At 43.8% G+C, this 16,249-nt stretch carries 18 protein-coding genes; 17 read left to right on the top strand and 1 reads right to left on the bottom strand.

Features of this window, described 5'->3' with window-relative positions:
* Window positions 1-108: 108 nt before the first annotated feature.
* From GN277_RS24885 to GN277_RS24815, 15 genes are all read left to right on the top strand, one after another.
* Entirely contained in the window at window positions 109-1,149 is a 1,041-nt protein-coding gene (locus GN277_RS24885) for a C4-dicarboxylate TRAP transporter substrate-binding protein (protein ID WP_159755090.1), read from the top strand.
* A gap of 57 nt (window positions 1,150-1,206) precedes the next feature.
* A complete protein-coding gene (locus GN277_RS24880) occupies window positions 1,207-1,716 on the top strand; it encodes a TRAP transporter small permease (protein WP_159755087.1) in 510 nt (169 codons plus the stop codon).
* On the top strand, window positions 1,713-3,008 hold the full coding sequence (locus GN277_RS24875; RefSeq protein ID WP_159755084.1) for a TRAP transporter large permease: 1,296 nt from the start codon (window positions 1,713-1,715) through the stop codon (window positions 3,006-3,008). Before GN277_RS24880 ends, GN277_RS24875 begins: the two co-directional genes overlap by 4 nt.
* Before the next feature lie 3 nt (window positions 3,009-3,011).
* On the top strand, window positions 3,012-3,986 hold the full coding sequence (locus GN277_RS24870; RefSeq protein WP_159755081.1) for a phosphotriesterase family protein: 975 nt from the start codon (window positions 3,012-3,014) through the stop codon (window positions 3,984-3,986).
* Window positions 3,987-4,001: 15 nt separating this feature from the next.
* Window positions 4,002-5,156: an iron-containing alcohol dehydrogenase gene (locus GN277_RS24865; protein ID WP_159755078.1), complete on the top strand. Its 1,155-nt coding sequence runs from the start codon at window positions 4,002-4,004 to the stop codon at window positions 5,154-5,156.
* 14 nt (window positions 5,157-5,170) lie between these two features.
* Window positions 5,171-6,211, top strand: a complete 1,041-nt coding sequence (pdxA, locus tag GN277_RS24860; protein ID WP_159755075.1) for a 4-hydroxythreonine-4-phosphate dehydrogenase PdxA — start codon at window positions 5,171-5,173, stop codon at window positions 6,209-6,211.
* A gap of 9 nt (window positions 6,212-6,220) precedes the next feature.
* Window positions 6,221-7,489 carry a four-carbon acid sugar kinase family protein gene (locus tag GN277_RS24855; RefSeq protein WP_159755072.1) on the top strand — a complete coding sequence of 423 codons (1,269 nt, stop codon included), beginning with the start codon at window positions 6,221-6,223 and terminating at the stop codon, window positions 7,487-7,489.
* Window positions 7,486-8,460 carry a hydroxyacid dehydrogenase gene (locus GN277_RS24850; RefSeq protein ID WP_159755069.1) on the top strand — a complete coding sequence of 325 codons (975 nt, stop codon included), beginning with the start codon at window positions 7,486-7,488 and terminating at the stop codon, window positions 8,458-8,460. The genes GN277_RS24855 and GN277_RS24850 overlap by 4 nt, the downstream gene beginning before the upstream one ends.
* A 22-nt stretch (window positions 8,461-8,482) precedes the next feature.
* The gene (dapA, locus tag GN277_RS24845) at window positions 8,483-9,379 is read left to right on the top strand and encodes a 4-hydroxy-tetrahydrodipicolinate synthase (protein ID WP_159755066.1); all 897 of its coding nucleotides are present in this window, start codon (window positions 8,483-8,485) and stop codon (window positions 9,377-9,379) included.
* Window positions 9,380-9,453: 74 nt separating this feature from the next.
* The gene (locus tag GN277_RS24840) at window positions 9,454-9,858 is read left to right on the top strand and encodes a DUF3842 family protein (RefSeq protein WP_159755063.1); all 405 of its coding nucleotides are present in this window, start codon (window positions 9,454-9,456) and stop codon (window positions 9,856-9,858) included.
* Window positions 9,859-10,130: 272 nt separating this feature from the next.
* Window positions 10,131-10,883 carry a nickel pincer cofactor biosynthesis protein LarB gene (larB, locus tag GN277_RS24835; protein WP_159755060.1) on the top strand — a complete coding sequence of 251 codons (753 nt, stop codon included), beginning with the start codon at window positions 10,131-10,133 and terminating at the stop codon, window positions 10,881-10,883.
* Window positions 10,884-10,939: 56 nt separating this feature from the next.
* On the top strand, window positions 10,940-11,965 hold the full coding sequence (locus GN277_RS24830) for an energy-coupling factor ABC transporter permease (RefSeq protein WP_159755057.1): 1,026 nt from the start codon (window positions 10,940-10,942) through the stop codon (window positions 11,963-11,965).
* On the top strand, window positions 11,952-12,719 hold the full coding sequence (cbiQ, locus tag GN277_RS24825; RefSeq protein WP_159755054.1) for a cobalt ECF transporter T component CbiQ: 768 nt from the start codon (window positions 11,952-11,954) through the stop codon (window positions 12,717-12,719). Before GN277_RS24830 ends, cbiQ begins: the two co-directional genes overlap by 14 nt.
* Complete coding sequence (locus GN277_RS24820; RefSeq protein WP_159755051.1) at window positions 12,720-13,457, top strand: energy-coupling factor ABC transporter ATP-binding protein; 738 nt, start codon at window positions 12,720-12,722, stop codon at window positions 13,455-13,457.
* Window positions 13,458-13,562: 105 nt separating this feature from the next.
* Window positions 13,563-14,387: an AraC family transcriptional regulator gene (locus GN277_RS24815; RefSeq protein WP_159755048.1), complete on the top strand. Its 825-nt coding sequence runs from the start codon at window positions 13,563-13,565 to the stop codon at window positions 14,385-14,387.
* 95 nt (window positions 14,388-14,482) lie between these two features.
* Here GN277_RS24815 and GN277_RS24810 read toward each other — a convergent pair whose 3' ends face one another.
* Window positions 14,483-15,199, bottom strand: a complete 717-nt coding sequence (locus tag GN277_RS24810) for a DUF3879 family protein (protein ID WP_244324899.1) — start codon at window positions 15,197-15,199, stop codon at window positions 14,483-14,485.
* Between the two features lie 94 nt (window positions 15,200-15,293).
* On the opposite strand from GN277_RS24810, the gene GN277_RS32615 reads away from it, so the two are divergent.
* Both GN277_RS32615 and GN277_RS24795 read left to right on the top strand, forming a co-directional pair.
* Window positions 15,294-15,563, top strand: coding sequence for a hypothetical protein (locus tag GN277_RS32615; RefSeq protein WP_330587441.1), 270 nt, complete (start codon window positions 15,294-15,296; stop codon window positions 15,561-15,563).
* 311 nt (window positions 15,564-15,874) lie between these two features.
* Window positions 15,875-16,246: a DUF3795 domain-containing protein gene (locus tag GN277_RS24795; RefSeq protein WP_159755042.1), complete on the top strand. Its 372-nt coding sequence runs from the start codon at window positions 15,875-15,877 to the stop codon at window positions 16,244-16,246.
* The last annotated feature ends 3 nt before the right edge of the window (window positions 16,247-16,249 follow it).

Here is a 16,249-nt window from a genome sequence, read left to right as displayed (position 1 = left end):
TAAATCAAAAACTGAATTGATAAATTGTTATTTATTACTTAAAATAAAACTACAAAGAAGCAGTACGCGCGAAAATGTTTCAAAAACAAACGAAAAGGAGTCGAAATTATGAAAAGAAGATTGGTTGCATTAGCGTTAGCAGGAATGATGAGCATGAGTGTGGCGGGATGTGGAAATACAGATGAAAAAGAAGGCAAATCATCGGCGCCAGAATCTGCAAAAGGAGAATATGTGCTTAAGCTTTGTACAGAGCAGACGGACGGAGATCCGATAGACGAGGGGTGTGACAAATGGGCAGAGCTGGTTAAGGAAGCAACAGACGGAGCAGTAACCATAGAGGTATATCCCAGCAGCCAACTAGGGGCAAAGGCGGATTTGATTGAGATGGCAATGATGGGACAAAACATCTGTACAATCGCGGACGGCTCTTATCTTATGGATTATGTTTCTGATTTTGGAGTGGTAATGGGTCCTTATTTATTTGAGGATTGGGATGATATGTATAAGATTACTGCGAGCGACTGGTGGGAGAAGCAGTCAGAAGCATTGGTGCAGGAAGGACTTCAGATTATTTCAACCAACTGGATTTATGGAGAGCGCGAGTTAATGACAAAAAAAGAGATACAATCTCTTGACGACTTGAAGGGACTGAAAATCAGAGTACCGAATAATGATATCTCTATAGCAATGTTTAACATGTTGGGAGGAGCGGCGACGCCGTTAGCATTAAATGAGGTGTATACGTCCTTAAGCCAGGGAGTTGTAGATGGAGTAGAGAATCCGCTGACCACATTATATAATAATGATTTTCAGGAAGTGTGTAAGAACGTAACGATGACGAATCATCAGATGACATTTTCTAATTTTATTGTGGGTGCAGACTACTGGAACACGATTCCAGAGGAGTATCAAAAAGCGATAATTGAATGTGGAGAAGAAGCAGCCAAATACAATAATGAATTGTATGCAAAGCAAAGCGAGGAAATGGTTGCCGCACTGGAGGAGGCAGGGTGTAAGGTTGTCAATCTGGATGACTCCATTCAGGAGGAATTTAAAAATGCCTGTCTGCAATTATATAAAGATTACGAGGCAGACGGGACGTGGACAAAGGGGCTGTACCAGGAGATACAGGATATTATTGCAAAGTAGAATAGACGGCAGGAGGATAGATGCCCATACCTATCCTCTTTCTCTCAGGAGGTAAGAATGAAAAAAATCAGAGCAATTTTAGAAAATCTGGATGCAGTTATCTCAGGAGTATCGCTGACAATCGTTGTCTGCATAACACTTGCAGGGGTCGTGATGCGTAAAGTCATGGGACAGCCGTTTGCATGGCTGGAAGAAATGCAGTTATTCTTTTTCATCTGGACGATCTTCTTTGGCGGAAGCGTAGCGTTTCGTACAGGAGGTCAGGTGAGTATAGATTTGATTGCAAACAGGTTGAAGCCGAAGGCAAGAAGGGTCTTGGATATGTTTGATTATATTGCCACTGTGCTGATTCTGCTTTATCTGTGCAAAGGCGGATATGATCTGATGATGTCAGTTTCAGGGAAGGTTACGCCTTATTTTAAAATCAGCTATACGTTTATTGACATGGCGGCTCCAATAGGGATTGTATTAATGATTTTGCAGTATACGCTGATGATTGTGAAGGAATTTAAAGGGTCTTGGAAAATGTCTGATGATTCCGCAAAGAAGGGAGATGAGAGTCTATGAGTCCAATTGCTGCTGCGGCAATCGTTATGCTGCTTTTGCTGTTTTTGAATGTTCCGGTTTTTGCATCCGTGCTTGGAGGATGTATCGCATATTTTTTTGCCAATCCCGATGCGGGTATTACAGGGGTTCTTGCCATTCAGCGGGTTATAAGCGGTATGCAGTCTACGACGATGCTTGCCATTCCTTTCTTTGTGGCGGCGGGTGCGCTGATGAATTACTGTGGAATTACAGAGAGAATGTTGAATTTTTGTAAAGTTTTAACCGGTCGTATGTATGGCGGGCTAGGGCAGGTCAACATTGTGCTGAGTACCTTGATGGGAGGAATGTCTGGTTCTTCATTGGCTGATGCAGCAATGGAGGCCAAGCTGCTGGTTCCAGATATGGAGAAGGCGGGATACTCTAAGGGCTATGCATCTGCAATCACAGCGGCTTCTTCCATGATTACACCACTGATTCCGCCGGGGATTGCGGCGATTATCTATGGTAGTATAACGGGTACTTCAATCGGTAAATTATTTGTTGCAGGAATTGTTCCGGCGATTATCTTATGTGTAACAATGATGACGATTGTATCCAAGTATTCAAGGAAAAAGGGTATTCCCAGGCTGCGCGAGGAAAAGATTGAAAGTAAGGAATTGTGGAAAGCTTTCAAACCGGCAGTACTGCCGCTTCTGCTGCCAGTCATTATCATCGGAAGTATTCGGCTAGGTATCTGTACGCCCACAGAGGCAGGAGCAGTCGCTATCTTTTATGCTCTGTTTCTTGGAATTGTGTACAGAGAAATCCGTCTGGAAAATATGTTCGTCTGCGTGAAGGAGACTGCTGTAACGACAGCGTCTATTATGTTGATTGTCGGCGCAGCTACTTGCTTTTCCTGGATATTGACCTGGGAAAATGTCCCTCAGAATATGACGAAGGTACTGATTAGTCTATGTCATAATAAATACATCTTTTTATTTGCAGTCAATATCTTCCTGTTGATTGTAGGTATGTTTATTGAAGCAACAGCAGCTCAGATTGTTCTGGCGCCGATGCTGGTGCCGGTTGCGATAGCGTTTGGCATTGACCCTGTGCATTTTGGCATGGTATTTATTTTCAACATGGCCATTGGTTCACTGACGCCGCCAATGGGGAATCTGATGTTCGTAACCTGCGGAGTTACAAAATGCTCCACGGAAGAATTTATAAAAGAGTGCAGGGTGTTTTATGTCATGCTCTTTGGTATGTTACTGTTGATGAGTTATGTGCCATTACTTTCAACCTGGCTTCCGAATTTGATATACGGGGTGTAATCTATGAAGATAATCAGAACAGTATTAGGAGATATCAGCAATAAGGAGATGGGGGTTACCGACTGTCATGACCATATTATACGCAGCGGCGGACCAGAGGTAAGGGATGGGTCTTTTTTGATGGATGACGTGAATGCTGCTAAAAAGGAGTTCGGGAATTTCCTCAGTGCAGGGGGAAGGACGATGGTGTGTATGGACCCCATCGGATGTGGAAGAAACGTAGGGAAGATGCTTGAGGTAGCAAAAGCCTACAGGGATTCAGGAAATATTGTGATGACAACAGGATTCCAGAAGGGTTCCAACTATTGTCCCAATACATCATTTCTTGCAACGGTTGACGTAAAGAAGATTGCCGAGATGATGATCCTTGAGATTGTGGAGGGGATGGATATTCACAGCTATAACGGTCCGGTGGTGGAGAGAACAACTGCAAAGGCAGGAGTCATAAAGGCAGGAGCCAGTTATCGGCTCATTACCAGACTGGAGCAGAAAGCATTGGAGGTTGCGGCAATCACACAGAAAGAAACGGGATGTCCCATTTCTATTCATACAGATTTTGGAACCATGGGAATTGAAATTATTGAGCTTCTGAAGGGATATGGTGCGAATCCTGAGAAGGTGATTCTGTGTCATATGCAGAGGAACCTGGATCAGTATTATTATGAAGAAATATTGTCAGCAGGCGCCGTCATATGTTTTGATGAACCCAATAAGCCGCAGTACCGACCGGACATTGTAATTGCAGAGAATATCCAAAGACTAATTGAAAGAGGTTTTGGCGGACAGCTTGTGCTTGGGATGGACGGCGGCAAAAGAGAAGCTTTAGGGGCCTATATGGAGCCAGAGGGTCTGGCTAATGGCCTTGAATATCTATTGACACGTTTTGTTCCTGTTTTGGAGAAGTCAGGAATATCCAAAGGGGATATCCGCCGGATGCTGGTGGACAATCCGGCGGAAGTATTTTCAATCAACATTTAGAGGAGATGGAATTCATTGAGTTATCAGATAAAAATACCCTCCACCATATATGGGGAGGAAGGATGTATTGAGAAAATAAAAGAGATTATTGAAAAGGAACAGGCCAGGAACCTGCTGGTATTTACGGATCAGGGAATTCGGGCGGCAGGGCTTTTAGAGATACTGCTTAAGGAGTTAAAAAAACTCCCAGTGAATTTTAAGGTGTTTGATGAACTGGCTTTGGAGCCCTGTGATCAGGATGTGGAACGGCTGATGGCAAAAGTTAATGAGGAACAGGGAGAGCTGATCGTGGCAGTCGGCGGCGGGAGCGTAATGGATGCAGCGAAGCTTTGCTCTATATTGAAGGGTGCTGCTTATGGAATTAAGGAGTTGCTTACAGATTCCTCACAGGCAAAGAAGATGCTAAAGACGGTTATGATACCGACTACCTGCGGGACCGGCTCAGAGGCGACTTGCAATGCCATCGTTGCGATTCCAAAGGAGCAGAGCAAACAGGGGATTGTAAATGATGTGATGATTCCTGATTATGTGATTTTAGACAGCCAGATGATTCGCAGACTTCCGAAATCAATTCTTGCAGCCACAGGGGTGGACGCCCTTGCCCATGCGGTGGAGTGTTATACTTCCAGGAAGGCGACTCCTTTTTCAGATACCTATGCAATGGCATCGGCCAAGTTGATTTTCCAGAATATTCGCGAGGCATACCATAATCCTGATAATATGGAAGCGAAAAGTAATATGCTGCTTGGCGCTTTTTATGGAGGGGCTGCTATCACAGCCAGCGGAACAACAGCGGTCCATGCTCTGTCATATCCCTTAGGGGGAAAATACCATATCCCTCATGGCGTATCAAATGCGGTTCTTTTTGCTCATGTGATGGAGTTCAATAAGGATGCCTGCAAGAGACAGCTTGCACAAATCTGCGATAACATTCATCCTGTCATGGCTATGGAGGATGAGGAGAAAAAAGCGCAGTATGTGATTGATGAGATTGCTGATATTGTGAGGGAGACAGAGATACCGTTGAATCTGGACAGGTTTGGTGTGACTTTGGATGATTTGGATTTTCTGGTAGAAGCGGGCAGCAGACAGACCAGGCTCCTTGTAAATAATCAAAAGGAGCTTAGCCTTAAGGATATCAGGGACATTTATCAAAAGGTTTTGAAGTAATGGAAGGGGCATTTATGAAGGATAGAGCAATTCTTGGAATTACAATGGGAGATCCGGCCAGCATAGGTCCGGAGATTACGGTGAAGGCCCTGAGTCATAAAGACATATATGAGAGGTGCCGTCCCTTGATTATCGGTGACGTGTGGGTGATGGAGAAAGCGGTAAAAACAGTCGGATTGGACAAAAAAATTGCCATTCATCCGGTAAAGAGCGTACAGGAGGGAATATATAGTTGGGGTACAATCGATGTCTATGACATGAAAGCAATAGAAGAAGACAGGCTAAAGGTGGGGAAGATATCAGAAGCTTCCGGAGAGGCGGCGTTTCGGTATGTGAAAAAAGTGATTGAATTGGCCATGGCAGGAGAAATTGACGGAACTGTAACGAATGCTTTGAGCAAAGAGGCTGTCAATCTGGCAGGTCATCATTATTCTGGACATACGGAGATTTATGCAGAATTTACTGGAACTGAAAAGTATACGATGATGCTGGCTTATCATAACCTGCGGGTAGTGCATGTATCAACACACGTATCTTTGCGGGAGGCGTGCGACAGAGTGAAGAAGGAACGGCTGCTGGATGTGATACATATTGCAGAGGACGCCTGCAAAGCCCTTGGGATTGAGAAGCCAAGGCTTGCTGTTGCTGGGTTGAATCCTCATTGCGGAGAAAACGGGCTTTTTGGAAAGGAGGAACAAGAAGAAATCATTCCGGCTGTGGAGAAAGCAAAGGCAGAGGGGATGCTCGTGGACGGTCCTGTTGCCGCGGATACAGTATTTTCCAAGGCAAAAGGAGGAATGTATGATATTGTTGTTGCAATGTATCATGATCAGGGGCATATTCCTTTAAAGGTTGTGGGTTTTGAATATGACGATGACAGAGAAGAATGGAAAGCCGTAGAAGGGGTTAATATTACATTGGGACTCCCAATTATCCGGACCTCGGTAGATCATGGTACGGCATTTGACCATGCAGGGCTTGGAGATGCCAACGAGTTAAGCCTTCTGAATGCAATCGACTATGCTGTTACGCTGGCTGATAACAGGAAAGGGTAAGGAGGCGCTATGGTAAAGCTGTTGATGATAGCAGATGATTTTACCGGCGCGCTGGATGCCGGTATACAGTTTGCCAAACGTGGGATTGACACCCAGATATTTACCGGAAGGGAATTGCGTAAAAAGGATATTTCTGATACTGCCCAGGTGTTGGTAGTGGATTCGGAGACGCGTCCCCTGGCGGGGGACGAGGCATACCAAATTGTTAAAAGGATTACAGAGAATGCGGTAAAGCTTGAAATACCATTTATTTTAAAAAAAACCGATTCGGCTCTTCGGGGAAATGTGGGAGCGGAACTGGACGCGGTAATGGATGGGGCGAATGAGAAGCAGATATATTTTATTCCGGCATTTCCAGATATAAACAGGATTACAAGGAAAGGAATCCATTATATTGACGGCGAGCTGTTGGAAAATAGCGCCTTTGGGAAGGACCCTTTTGAACCCGTAAAATATTCTTATATACCTGACCTGTTGGCGGTGCAGAGTCGAAGTCAGGTTATAAGTATAGGAAAAGAGGACGAATTTTCTAAGGAGGTAACCGACAAGCAAACGATTTATGTATTTGACGCTGAGAAGAAGGTGGAGATTGTAAATCGAGTGAAAGAGATTGCAGAGAATAATCGACTGCGGCTCCTTGCCGGCTGCGCAGGGTTGGCGGAATGTCTTTCATCTGTGCTTGATTTGCAGGTAAGTAAGGGAAAGGGAATTGAGAGACAAAAAGGGCTGTATGTGGCCTGTGGAAGTCTGAATCCCATTACAAAGGCACAGGTGGAGGAGGCTGCCTCAAAGGGATGTATGAGGATTAATCTGTCGTCTAGGCAAAAGCTGGACGAGACGTACTATTCCTCCTTGCAGGGCAGAGAATTTCTAAAAGGTCTGTCCATGGAGTGTAAGAAGCAACCTGTTGTCATCGTAGATACTTTTGACGACAGAGAGACAGAAGCGGTTGAACTATATGCAGAGGAGCAGCGAATACAAAAGAGGGAGCTGCGTTATCGTATCAGTAGCTGCCATGGCAAAATTGTCAGATATCTTCTGGAGCATGGTATGCAGTATACGGTAATGATGACGGGTGGAGATACGCTGATGGGATTTATGAAAGAAATCCAGTGTACTCAGTTGTACCCTGTCTGTGAGATAGAGAAGGGAGTGGTACTGTCCTTACTTGAGTGGGAGGGAAGAAGAATACAGATTATTTCCAAGTCAGGAGGCTTTGGCTGCCGGAATGTAATCATGAAGATTGCGGATAAAGTAATAGAAAGGGATTCGAGATGAAATTTGTAATGACACAGGCTGTATGTCCAGAAGGAATGAGGCTGTTAGAAGGAAAAGCAGACGTTTATGTTGCGGATCATGGAGAGCCTGACCAATATATGGACGAAATGAAGGAGGCAGACGCTTTCATTGTAAGGATCGGGAAATGTGATAAAAATGTGATAGAGAATTCTCCCACTCTTAGGGTGATTGGAAGAACGGGAGTGGGGTATGACAGTGTTGACGTGGAGGCGGCAACGAGAGCAGGGATTCCGGTCGTGATCACTCCGGGCGCCAACAATCGTTCAGTAGCAGAGCATGCAGTTGGGATGATGTTCGCTCTTGCGAAGAATTTTGTAGAGGCGCACAATGAGCTGAAGAATGGAAACTGGAAAATAAGGGATGCAAATAAAGCATTTGAACTTCAGGGGAAGAAGGTGGGCTTTATCGGCCTTGGGGCAATCGGAATGGAGACGCAGGCCCTCTGCAAAGCAATCGGAATGGAGACTGCAGGGTATGACCCATATATTTCAAGAGAGTATGTTGAGGAAATGGGCTGCGAATATTATGAAGACTATAGAGAACTGCTTAAAGTATGTGATTTCATCTCGATTCATGTACCTTTAGCCGAAGCTACAAAAGGAATGATTGGGGTAAAAGAGCTTTCTTTGATGAAAAAAACAGCTTTGCTCATAAATTGCTCAAGAGGAGGCATCGTTGATGAAAAGGCATTGGCAGAAGCCTTAAATACAGGAAGGATTGCAGGGGCAGGAACGGATGTATTTGCAGAAGAACCTCCGACGACAGATCATCCGCTGCTTCACGCAAAAAATCTGGTATATAGTCCCCACAGCGCAGCACAGACGAAAGAGGCGGTAATCCGTATGGCGGATATGTGTATCAGGGGATGTCTGGCAGTTCTAAATGGAGAAAAGTGGCAGTATGTTGCCAATCCAAAAGTCTATGAGCATCCTAAGTGGGCAGAAAGATGACATGGGAAAGGGGAGGAGAAAGATGGCAAAGATAAAAGGAATTATTGCAGCAATGCAGACTGCAATGTATGAAGACGGGAGTATTCACGAAGAAGAACTGAGAAAACAGATTAACAGGCAGATTGAAGCAGGGGTTGACGGGGTGTTTTGTTTAGGCACCAACGGGGAGTTTTATATATTAAATGAAGAAGAAAAACTTCGAGTAATGGAGATATTTGTAGACGAAGTGAAGGGGAGAGTTCCGGTATATGCAGGCACCGGCTGTATCGGTACTAAGGATACGGTTGAACTTTCAAAGAAGGCCGAGAAGATAGGAGTTGACGTGCTGTCAGTGATAACCCCTTATTTTGCAGAGATGAATCAGGATGAATTATACATGCATTATAAAACGGTTGCGGAAAATGTAGAGCTTCCAATCGTGATGTATAATATACCGGCAAGAACAGGCGTGGCGATTGCGCCGGCGACGGTAGGAAAGCTTGCAAAGATTAAGAATATTGCCGGAGTGAAGGATTCCAGCGGAAATTTTAACAATATCCTTCAATACATTGACGTAACCCAGGGAGAGGATTTTTCTGTTCTGTCTGGTAATGATGCGTTGATTCTGTGGACACTTTTGGCAGGCGGTGCAGGAGGGATAACAGCGATTGCCAATATTCTCCCAAAGATTATGGTCAGCATTTATCAAAATTATGTCAAAGGGAATCTAAAGGGCGCAAAGGAGGCGCAGGCATCAATCGCTCAGATTAGAGAGTGTTTTAAATATGGCAATCCCAATTCTATTGTAAAATGCGCGACAAATCTCATTGGCGAGCCTGTTGGCCCTTGCAGGGCGCCCTTTGGATTGTTGTCAAAGGAAGCGGTGGAAGCAATCAAAAATACAATAGATACGTACTACAGTGAATATAAGAGGATGTAAAAAGTATATTGCAAAAAAGGGAGTGTATTTGCTATAATCAATTTATCTTAAGATAAATGAAACGGGGATTTTTCATGAAGATACTGATTATAGACGCCCAGGGAGGGGGCATGGGCAGGCAGCTTGCCGCCTCTGTGAAAAAGGAGTTTCCGCATGTAGAGATTACTGCGGTTGGCACAAATGCTCTGGCGACTGCCAATATGCTGAAGGCAGGTCCGGATCATGCGGCCACCGGAGAGAATGCGGTAATTGTAGGCTGTAGAAATGCCGACCTTATTATCGGTCCGGTAGGGATTGCCATTGCGGATTCCATGTATGGAGAGATTACACCGGCTATGGCGGCGGCTGTAGGACAGAGCGACGTTAAAAAGCTGTTGATTCCTATTAACCATTGCAATCATATTATTGTCGGAGTGGAGAATACTTCTATGAGTAATATGTTGGAGGCCGTAGTGAAGGAATTGAAGAAAATCATTTGACATAAGTATATTGGCAGGAGTATAGTATTAGAATATCCAGGAATATAAACTTAGTATGCAAAATGAATCGGAGGGCAGAAGCCTCTAAAGAACACAGAAGTGTTAAAAAGCAGGATACTAAATTTGTATATTTAAAGGATACATCCTAGTGTATGTCAGAAGGCGTATGAATTCTCAGAAGAGGATTTATGCGCCTATTTTATATTTTTTATGTTCTGTGCAGTTTGCTGCAAAGGGGCGGCTGCTTAGAAATCGTGAAGGAGAGAATACATATGGAAGTAAAAGAAGTATTAGAGAAGGTAAAAGCCGGCGAGATGTCGGTAGGCGAAGCGGAGGCATATTTTCGCAGACAGCCTTTAGAGGAATTAGGCTATGCGAAACTGGACACCCACAGAAAGCTAAGGTCCGGTTTTGCAGAGGTTGTTTTTTGCAGCGGAAAAGCGGATGAGCACCTGCTTAGAATTTATGAGAGAATCTACATGGCAGAGGGAGAAGTTCTGGGAACCCGCGCATCCAAAGAGCAGGCGGCGCTGATACAAGGGACATTTTGTGAGGCAGAGTATGACCCGCTGTCAAAGATTCTAAAGATTGAGAAGAAGGATAAGGCGAGAGTGGGAAAGATTGCCGTATGTACGGCTGGAACGGCGGATATTCCAGTAGCGGAAGAAGCAGCGCAGACAGCAGAATTCTTCGGAAACCATGTAGAACGTATCTATGATGTGGGAGTCAGCGGCATCCATCGGCTGCTTGCCAAGGTGGAGACCATACAGAGTGCTCTGTGCGTTGTGGCAGTTGCGGGAATGGAAGGCGCCCTTGCCAGCGTCATCGGCGGACTGGTGGATAAGCCGGTGATTGCAGTCCCGACTTCTATAGGATATGGGGCGAGTATGAAGGGGCTGTCAGCCCTTCTTACCATGATTAACTCCTGTGCAAATGGGATTGCGGTTGTCAACATTGACAACGGGTATGGGGCAGGATACATGGCGTCCCAGATTAATCGTCTTGGGGTACATGAAGCCTTGTGACGTTTTTCAGAAAATATACTGGATAGGAAATCTATGTGAATAGGAGGAAAATGATTATGCATATGGCAGATGCACTGGTTTCACCAGCAGTAGCAGGAACCATGTATGCTGTGTCCGCAGGAACAGCGGTATACGCAGTTAAAAAAATAAAACCAGAGGATTTGGATAAGAAGGTACCCATGATGGGCGTTATGGGGGCGTTTGTGTTTGCAGCTCAAATGATTAATTTTACGATTCCAGGAACAGGATCTTCGGGGCATCTTTGCGGAGGTATGCTGTTAAGCGCTATACTTGGCCCCCACGCAGGATTTTTGACCATGATTGCCATATTGGCAATCCAATCTCTGATGTTTGCAGACGGCGGCCTGCTGGCATTGGGCTGTAATGTATGGAACATGGCATTTTACGGATGTTTTGTGGGAGGCGGTCTAATTTGGCGTGGAATGACAGGGAAAAAATTGACCAAAGGAAGAATTACGGCAGCGTCTATCATTGGGTGTATGCTTAGCCTTCAGTTAGGGGCATTTTCTGTGACAATCGAAACGCTGATTTCCGGAATCACAGAACTTCCTTTTTCAGTATTCTTAAGCGTGATGCAGCCGATACACCTGGCAATCGGGCTGGTAGAAGGGCTGATTACTGCGGCTGTGTTGGTGTTCGTCGGCGAGGCGCGTCCGGAAACGCTGAGTACCTATCCTTCTACATTAGGAAAAGATGGATGCATGAGCCGAAGAAAGATGGTTGGGGCGTTGGCGGCATCCGCGCTTTTGATTGGCGGCGCAGTCTCCCTTTTTGCGTCTGGGAATCCGGACGGCCTGGAGTGGTCTATGGAGAAGGTTGCAGGAACCGCAGAGCTTTCTGCAAGCGGAATGCTTCATCAGATGGCAGAGAAGCTGCAGGGGATTACGGCATTGCTGCCAGATTATGGATTTCAGACCTTAGAAAGCGCTGTGGGAACTTCATTTTCCGGAATTGTGGGAGGCATGATTGTATTGGCAGTGTGTTTGCTTCTGTGTCTGGCAATTAAGAGGCTTAAGCATACTGGCGCTGATAAAGGGAATACAGGAAATGAGCAGAATTAGCGAGGCAATCTCTGACTTACACAAGATGGATATGGAGGCAGAAAAAAACGGATGGCTGCAGGGGCTACATCCTTTGCCAAAGCTGCTGGTGACAATTCTTTTCATTTTGCTTACCGTTTCCTTTGGAAAGTATGACCTGTCCGGACTTTTGAAAATGGGAGTTTATCTAATCATAACTTATGTTTTGGGTGATATCTCCATAAAACAATTACTGAAAAGGATGAAGCTGGTACTGGCGTTTGTCTGTCTGATAGGGATATGGAATCCATTTTTTGACAGGGAAATTCTATTTTCTTTGGGGAATTTGTCCGTCACAGGTGGAATGATTTCCATGGTGACGTTGATGGTTAAAGGAGTCTATGCAGTTTCCGCTTCATATCTGCTGATGGTTACGACCTCTATGGAGGATTTGTGCTACGCCCTTCGTAAGATTGGCGTACCAAAAACGTTCGTGACGATTCTTATGTTGGTTTATCGGTATATCATTGTTTTGCTAAAGGAAATAGAACGGATGATGGATGGGTACATGCTGCGTGCGCCAAAACAGAAGGGGCTGCATTACAAGGTCTGGGGTACTATGATTGGTCAGCTTCTTCTGCGCAGTATGGATAGGGCGCAGACTGTTTATGACAGTATGATGCTTCGGGGATATAATGGGGAGTTTCATTTGAGATGTAAAAGGGCGGCGAGGCGTTTAGACTATCTGTATACGGTGGGGTGGAGTGCGGCGCTGCTGATTGTGAGGATATGGTAGATGAAGCGATTGGAGATAGAAAACCTTTCTTTTCATTATGGACAGGGAGGATTTCAGAATCAGGTATTAAAAAATATTAATTTTTCTATGGGGGATGAAAGCGTAGGGCTGATTGGTGCAAATGGTGTCGGGAAGTCTACTCTGCTTAAGCTTCTCACAGGGCTTTTGGATATACAGGAGGGCAGTGTCCGAATCGCCTCACTTGAGATGAATAAGGGGAATCTTAAGAAAATACGTGGGGAGATTGGTTATGTATTTCAGGATTCAGACAGTCAGCTTTTTATGTCAACGGTATACGAAGACGTTGCATTTGCGCCGCGCAACTACGGAAAGAGTGAGGAAGAAACGAAACGGTTGGTGCAAAAGGCATTAGAGCAGGTACATATGGAGGGGAAAAGCAAAAGGCAGATTTATCGGCTCTCTGGAGGTGAGAAGAAGCTGGCTTCTATTGCCACTGTACTTGCCATGGAGGCAGGAATTATGCTGTTAGATGAACCGTCTGTGGCTTTAGACCCCAGAAACCGGAGGAATCTGATTCAGGTTTTGAATGAGCTGCCAAAGGCTAAGATAATAGCGAGTCATGATTTGGATTTTGTATATGATACCTGCCAGAGAGCCGTGCTGCTGTCAGATGGAGAGATTGCGGCGGATGGAGAGACGGAGAAGGTTTTGACGAATCAAAAGCTTTTGGAGGCTCATGGATTGGAGCTGCCGTTGTCATTTTGGCGGAGGAATTAAAGTGTCGGCGGGCCATCCTGCACTAGAGAGCAGAAAATATCGGGAAAATTTTAGTATTTGGTTGTACAATATAATTACAGCGGAACGGGAAGGAGAAGACTGCTCATGAACAGTTGGAATGACGGTATACGCAATGCAATTTATTTCATTGAAGATCATCTGACAGAGGATATTGATATTAATGAAATCGCAAGCAAAGCATTTGTGTCAAGTTTTTACTTTCAAAAAATATTCAATGTATTATGTGGATTTACAGTTGGGGAATACATTAAAAATCGCCGTCTGACACTAGCTGCTCAGGAACTTTGTTCAACCGATATCAAGGTGCTTGATGTTGCACTAAAATATGGATACGGTTCGCCTGACAGCTTTGCAAAAGCATTCACTAAGTTTCATGGTGTTACGCCTTCACAGGCAAGAGAAAAGAACCGCAGTCTGAATTCTGTTGCTCCGCTGAAAATAAAACTTACATTGGAGGGTGGTACTATGTTAGAGTATAAAATTGTGGAAAAAGAACAGTTCACAGTTATGGGAGTTTCTCGTAAATTCAATTCGGAAACTTCTTATCAAAAAATACCTGAGTTTTGGCAGGAACATATGAAAAGCGAGAATGGGAAAATCGTATGTGGAATGTATGGAATCTGCATGGACAGTGAGGGTCAGAGCTTTGATTATTTGATCGCTGATAATTACAGGCCAGAAAGCGAAGTTCCTGAGGGATTGGAAACAAGAGTAATTCCAGCCGGAACATGGGCAGTATTTCCTTGTCATGGAGCATTGCCGAAAGCTTTACAGGATGTGAACACAAAAATATGGAGTGAGTGGCTGCCATCCTGTAAGGCATACAAGCTTGCAGGTAATTATAATATTGAGATGTATACGAAGGATATGAATTACAGCGAAATCTGGATACCTATAGAAAAGAATTGATAACCAGAATCGAACTTAGGAATAGTCCAAAACTTGTGGGGAGCTGGCTGCCGCAGCTACCCCTTAGTGGACTTCATGGTTATCTGTTTTATAAATTATACCTTAATATCCAAAGATGGCCTTGGCTTTAATGCAAATTCGCTACTGCCTTTTACAATGCGATTTTCCACATCTTCACGAGTAATGTTGCGTACAATGCTTGTGTCAAAGGGCTGTCCAAGCTGCCAGTTGGGGTTTGCTTCTTTTACGGCTTCATAAAATGCTTTTGTATACATTCGCTCATATTGCCCAAGTGTCCATGTGCCGCTTAATCTATCTGGTTTGTTGACACTTAACTGATAGCGAGTAAAAACCTCAGTACGTTTTGTTGTATCGCCATTGGCGACTCCCTTTTCTTGTATGAAATGGCGCATAGTTTCATCAAACATATCTTGTCGGGCAGCTTCGGGAACATCTATTATTTTATGGAATTCAGACGGGTCTTTACCTGTAATGTCCATTCCCGCTACACCATAGGGATTTACGAAATCACCGTCCTCATCAAAAAGTCCCATATAATTACGAATAAATGTTTCTTCGTCTGCTTCAAATGGATTTTTAAATTTTAAATCTAGGTCATCATATTTTTGCCCAAGCATCTGCTTAAGCATTTTCAGGTTTTGCAAATCCTTTTCAGCCTTCACTTCCGCAGCAGACTTAGTTGTTTCTTCATTGGGATGTCCTTCGTCATACATTGCTTTAGCACGTTTGTATCGTGCGCTGTTTGTATTAATTGCACCTGTATAAGGCTTATAACCTACAACTATTGACATAACGTAATCCTCCTTAAATATAAATTCTTTTTGGCTGTTCACTTTATTATAACATCGACAATTTAGAAGAATTTTTTAAGGAAGTTTCGGAAAATTGATGATTTTGATTGGAAAATTCCAATTCACTGAATTGACAGCCCAACAAAAACTAAATAACCTGCCGCTGCCTGCCAGAGCGGCGAAAAGATGTTTTCTGAGTACGGCCAGGAACAAAAATACTATCATTATAAAACCGAAGTCACCTACAAGGAAATCATGCTCCCGCCCCATGTGCCGCCAAAGGTTTGTTTTGTGGGCAGGTAATAAACGGTTAATCAAACGCCGGCTGTTCGACCAGTTTATTGAGCAAGAGTATTCGATTTGAAATTTAGTGATGTAAAAATCAGTCTTGGCATGATACAATGGACGTGTTATATCAAGGTCAAGTTGAAAACACACCAATCTACTACATTACTTACGATACCATTTGCCCATAAATTTGCGTAGATTTATATAGATTTGCGTGAGGTAAGGGCAAAATACAAAATTGAAGAAAAGTGACAAGAAGCCCGATATATCAAGGTTTAAAGAAAAAAGCATATTTATGATGAAGTATAGCTCCCTTGCAGTATAATGAATCCGATAACAAATAGGAATTATGAGAGAAGCAATATAAAAATTAAGGAGAAAAATTAAATGAAAAGAGAACTTGGAATTGCAAGATGTGGATTAGCCTGTTGTCTATGTCATGAAAATATTACTTGTAATGGTTGTAACTCTGATGAGTGCAAAGATAAAGAATGGTGTGAAAATCGAAAATGTTCTATTGAAAAAGAAATATCAAACTGTTTTTTATGTGAAAATGACTGCCGTAAAGGGCTATTATCAAAAATGAAGCCATACGGATTCACAGTATTTGCTAAAAGGTATGGGCTTGAAGCATTACTTGATTGCCTTGAAAGGAATGAGAAAAATGGAGTTATTTATCATCGGGAAGGATTGATTGGAGATTATGATAATTTTGATGATTTAGAAAAATTGATTGAGTTTATAAAAAGCGGCGTATGATAA

Source organism: Sporofaciens musculi (assembly GCF_009830285.1).
Classification (GTDB): domain Bacteria; phylum Bacillota; class Clostridia; order Lachnospirales; family Lachnospiraceae; genus Sporofaciens; species Sporofaciens musculi.
The sequence above is the reverse complement of the archived record's forward strand: the minus strand, read 5'-3'. Positions and strand labels throughout refer to the sequence as shown.

Excerpts from the sequence above, each read along its gene's own strand:
- GN277_RS24885 (WP_159755090.1), top strand. The coding sequence starts at position 109 with ATGAAAAGAAGATTGGTTGCATTAGCGTTAGCAGGAATGATGAGCATG.
- GN277_RS24880 (WP_159755087.1), top strand. The coding sequence starts at position 1,207 with ATGAAAAAAATCAGAGCAATTTTAGAAAATCTGGATGCAGTTATCTCA.
- GN277_RS24875 (WP_159755084.1), top strand. The coding sequence starts at position 1,713 with ATGAGTCCAATTGCTGCTGCGGCAATCGTTATGCTGCTTTTGCTGTTT.
- GN277_RS24870 (WP_159755081.1), top strand. The coding sequence starts at position 3,012 with ATGAAGATAATCAGAACAGTATTAGGAGATATCAGCAATAAGGAGATG.
- pdxA (WP_159755075.1), top strand. The coding sequence starts at position 5,171 with ATGAAGGATAGAGCAATTCTTGGAATTACAATGGGAGATCCGGCCAGC.
- GN277_RS24855 (WP_159755072.1), top strand. The coding sequence starts at position 6,221 with ATGGTAAAGCTGTTGATGATAGCAGATGATTTTACCGGCGCGCTGGAT.
- GN277_RS24850 (WP_159755069.1), top strand. The coding sequence starts at position 7,486 with ATGAAATTTGTAATGACACAGGCTGTATGTCCAGAAGGAATGAGGCTG.
- dapA (WP_159755066.1), top strand. The coding sequence starts at position 8,483 with ATGGCAAAGATAAAAGGAATTATTGCAGCAATGCAGACTGCAATGTAT.
- GN277_RS24840 (WP_159755063.1), top strand. The coding sequence starts at position 9,454 with ATGAAGATACTGATTATAGACGCCCAGGGAGGGGGCATGGGCAGGCAG.
- larB (WP_159755060.1), top strand. The coding sequence starts at position 10,131 with ATGGAAGTAAAAGAAGTATTAGAGAAGGTAAAAGCCGGCGAGATGTCG.
- GN277_RS24830 (WP_159755057.1), top strand. The coding sequence starts at position 10,940 with ATGCATATGGCAGATGCACTGGTTTCACCAGCAGTAGCAGGAACCATG.
- cbiQ (WP_159755054.1), top strand. The coding sequence starts at position 11,952 with ATGAGCAGAATTAGCGAGGCAATCTCTGACTTACACAAGATGGATATG.
- GN277_RS24820 (WP_159755051.1), top strand. The coding sequence starts at position 12,720 with ATGAAGCGATTGGAGATAGAAAACCTTTCTTTTCATTATGGACAGGGA.
- GN277_RS24815 (WP_159755048.1), top strand. The coding sequence starts at position 13,563 with ATGAACAGTTGGAATGACGGTATACGCAATGCAATTTATTTCATTGAA.
- GN277_RS24810 (WP_244324899.1), bottom strand. The coding sequence starts at position 15,199 with ATGTCAATAGTTGTAGGTTATAAGCCTTATACAGGTGCAATTAATACA.
- GN277_RS24795 (WP_159755042.1), top strand. The coding sequence starts at position 15,875 with ATGAAAAGAGAACTTGGAATTGCAAGATGTGGATTAGCCTGTTGTCTA.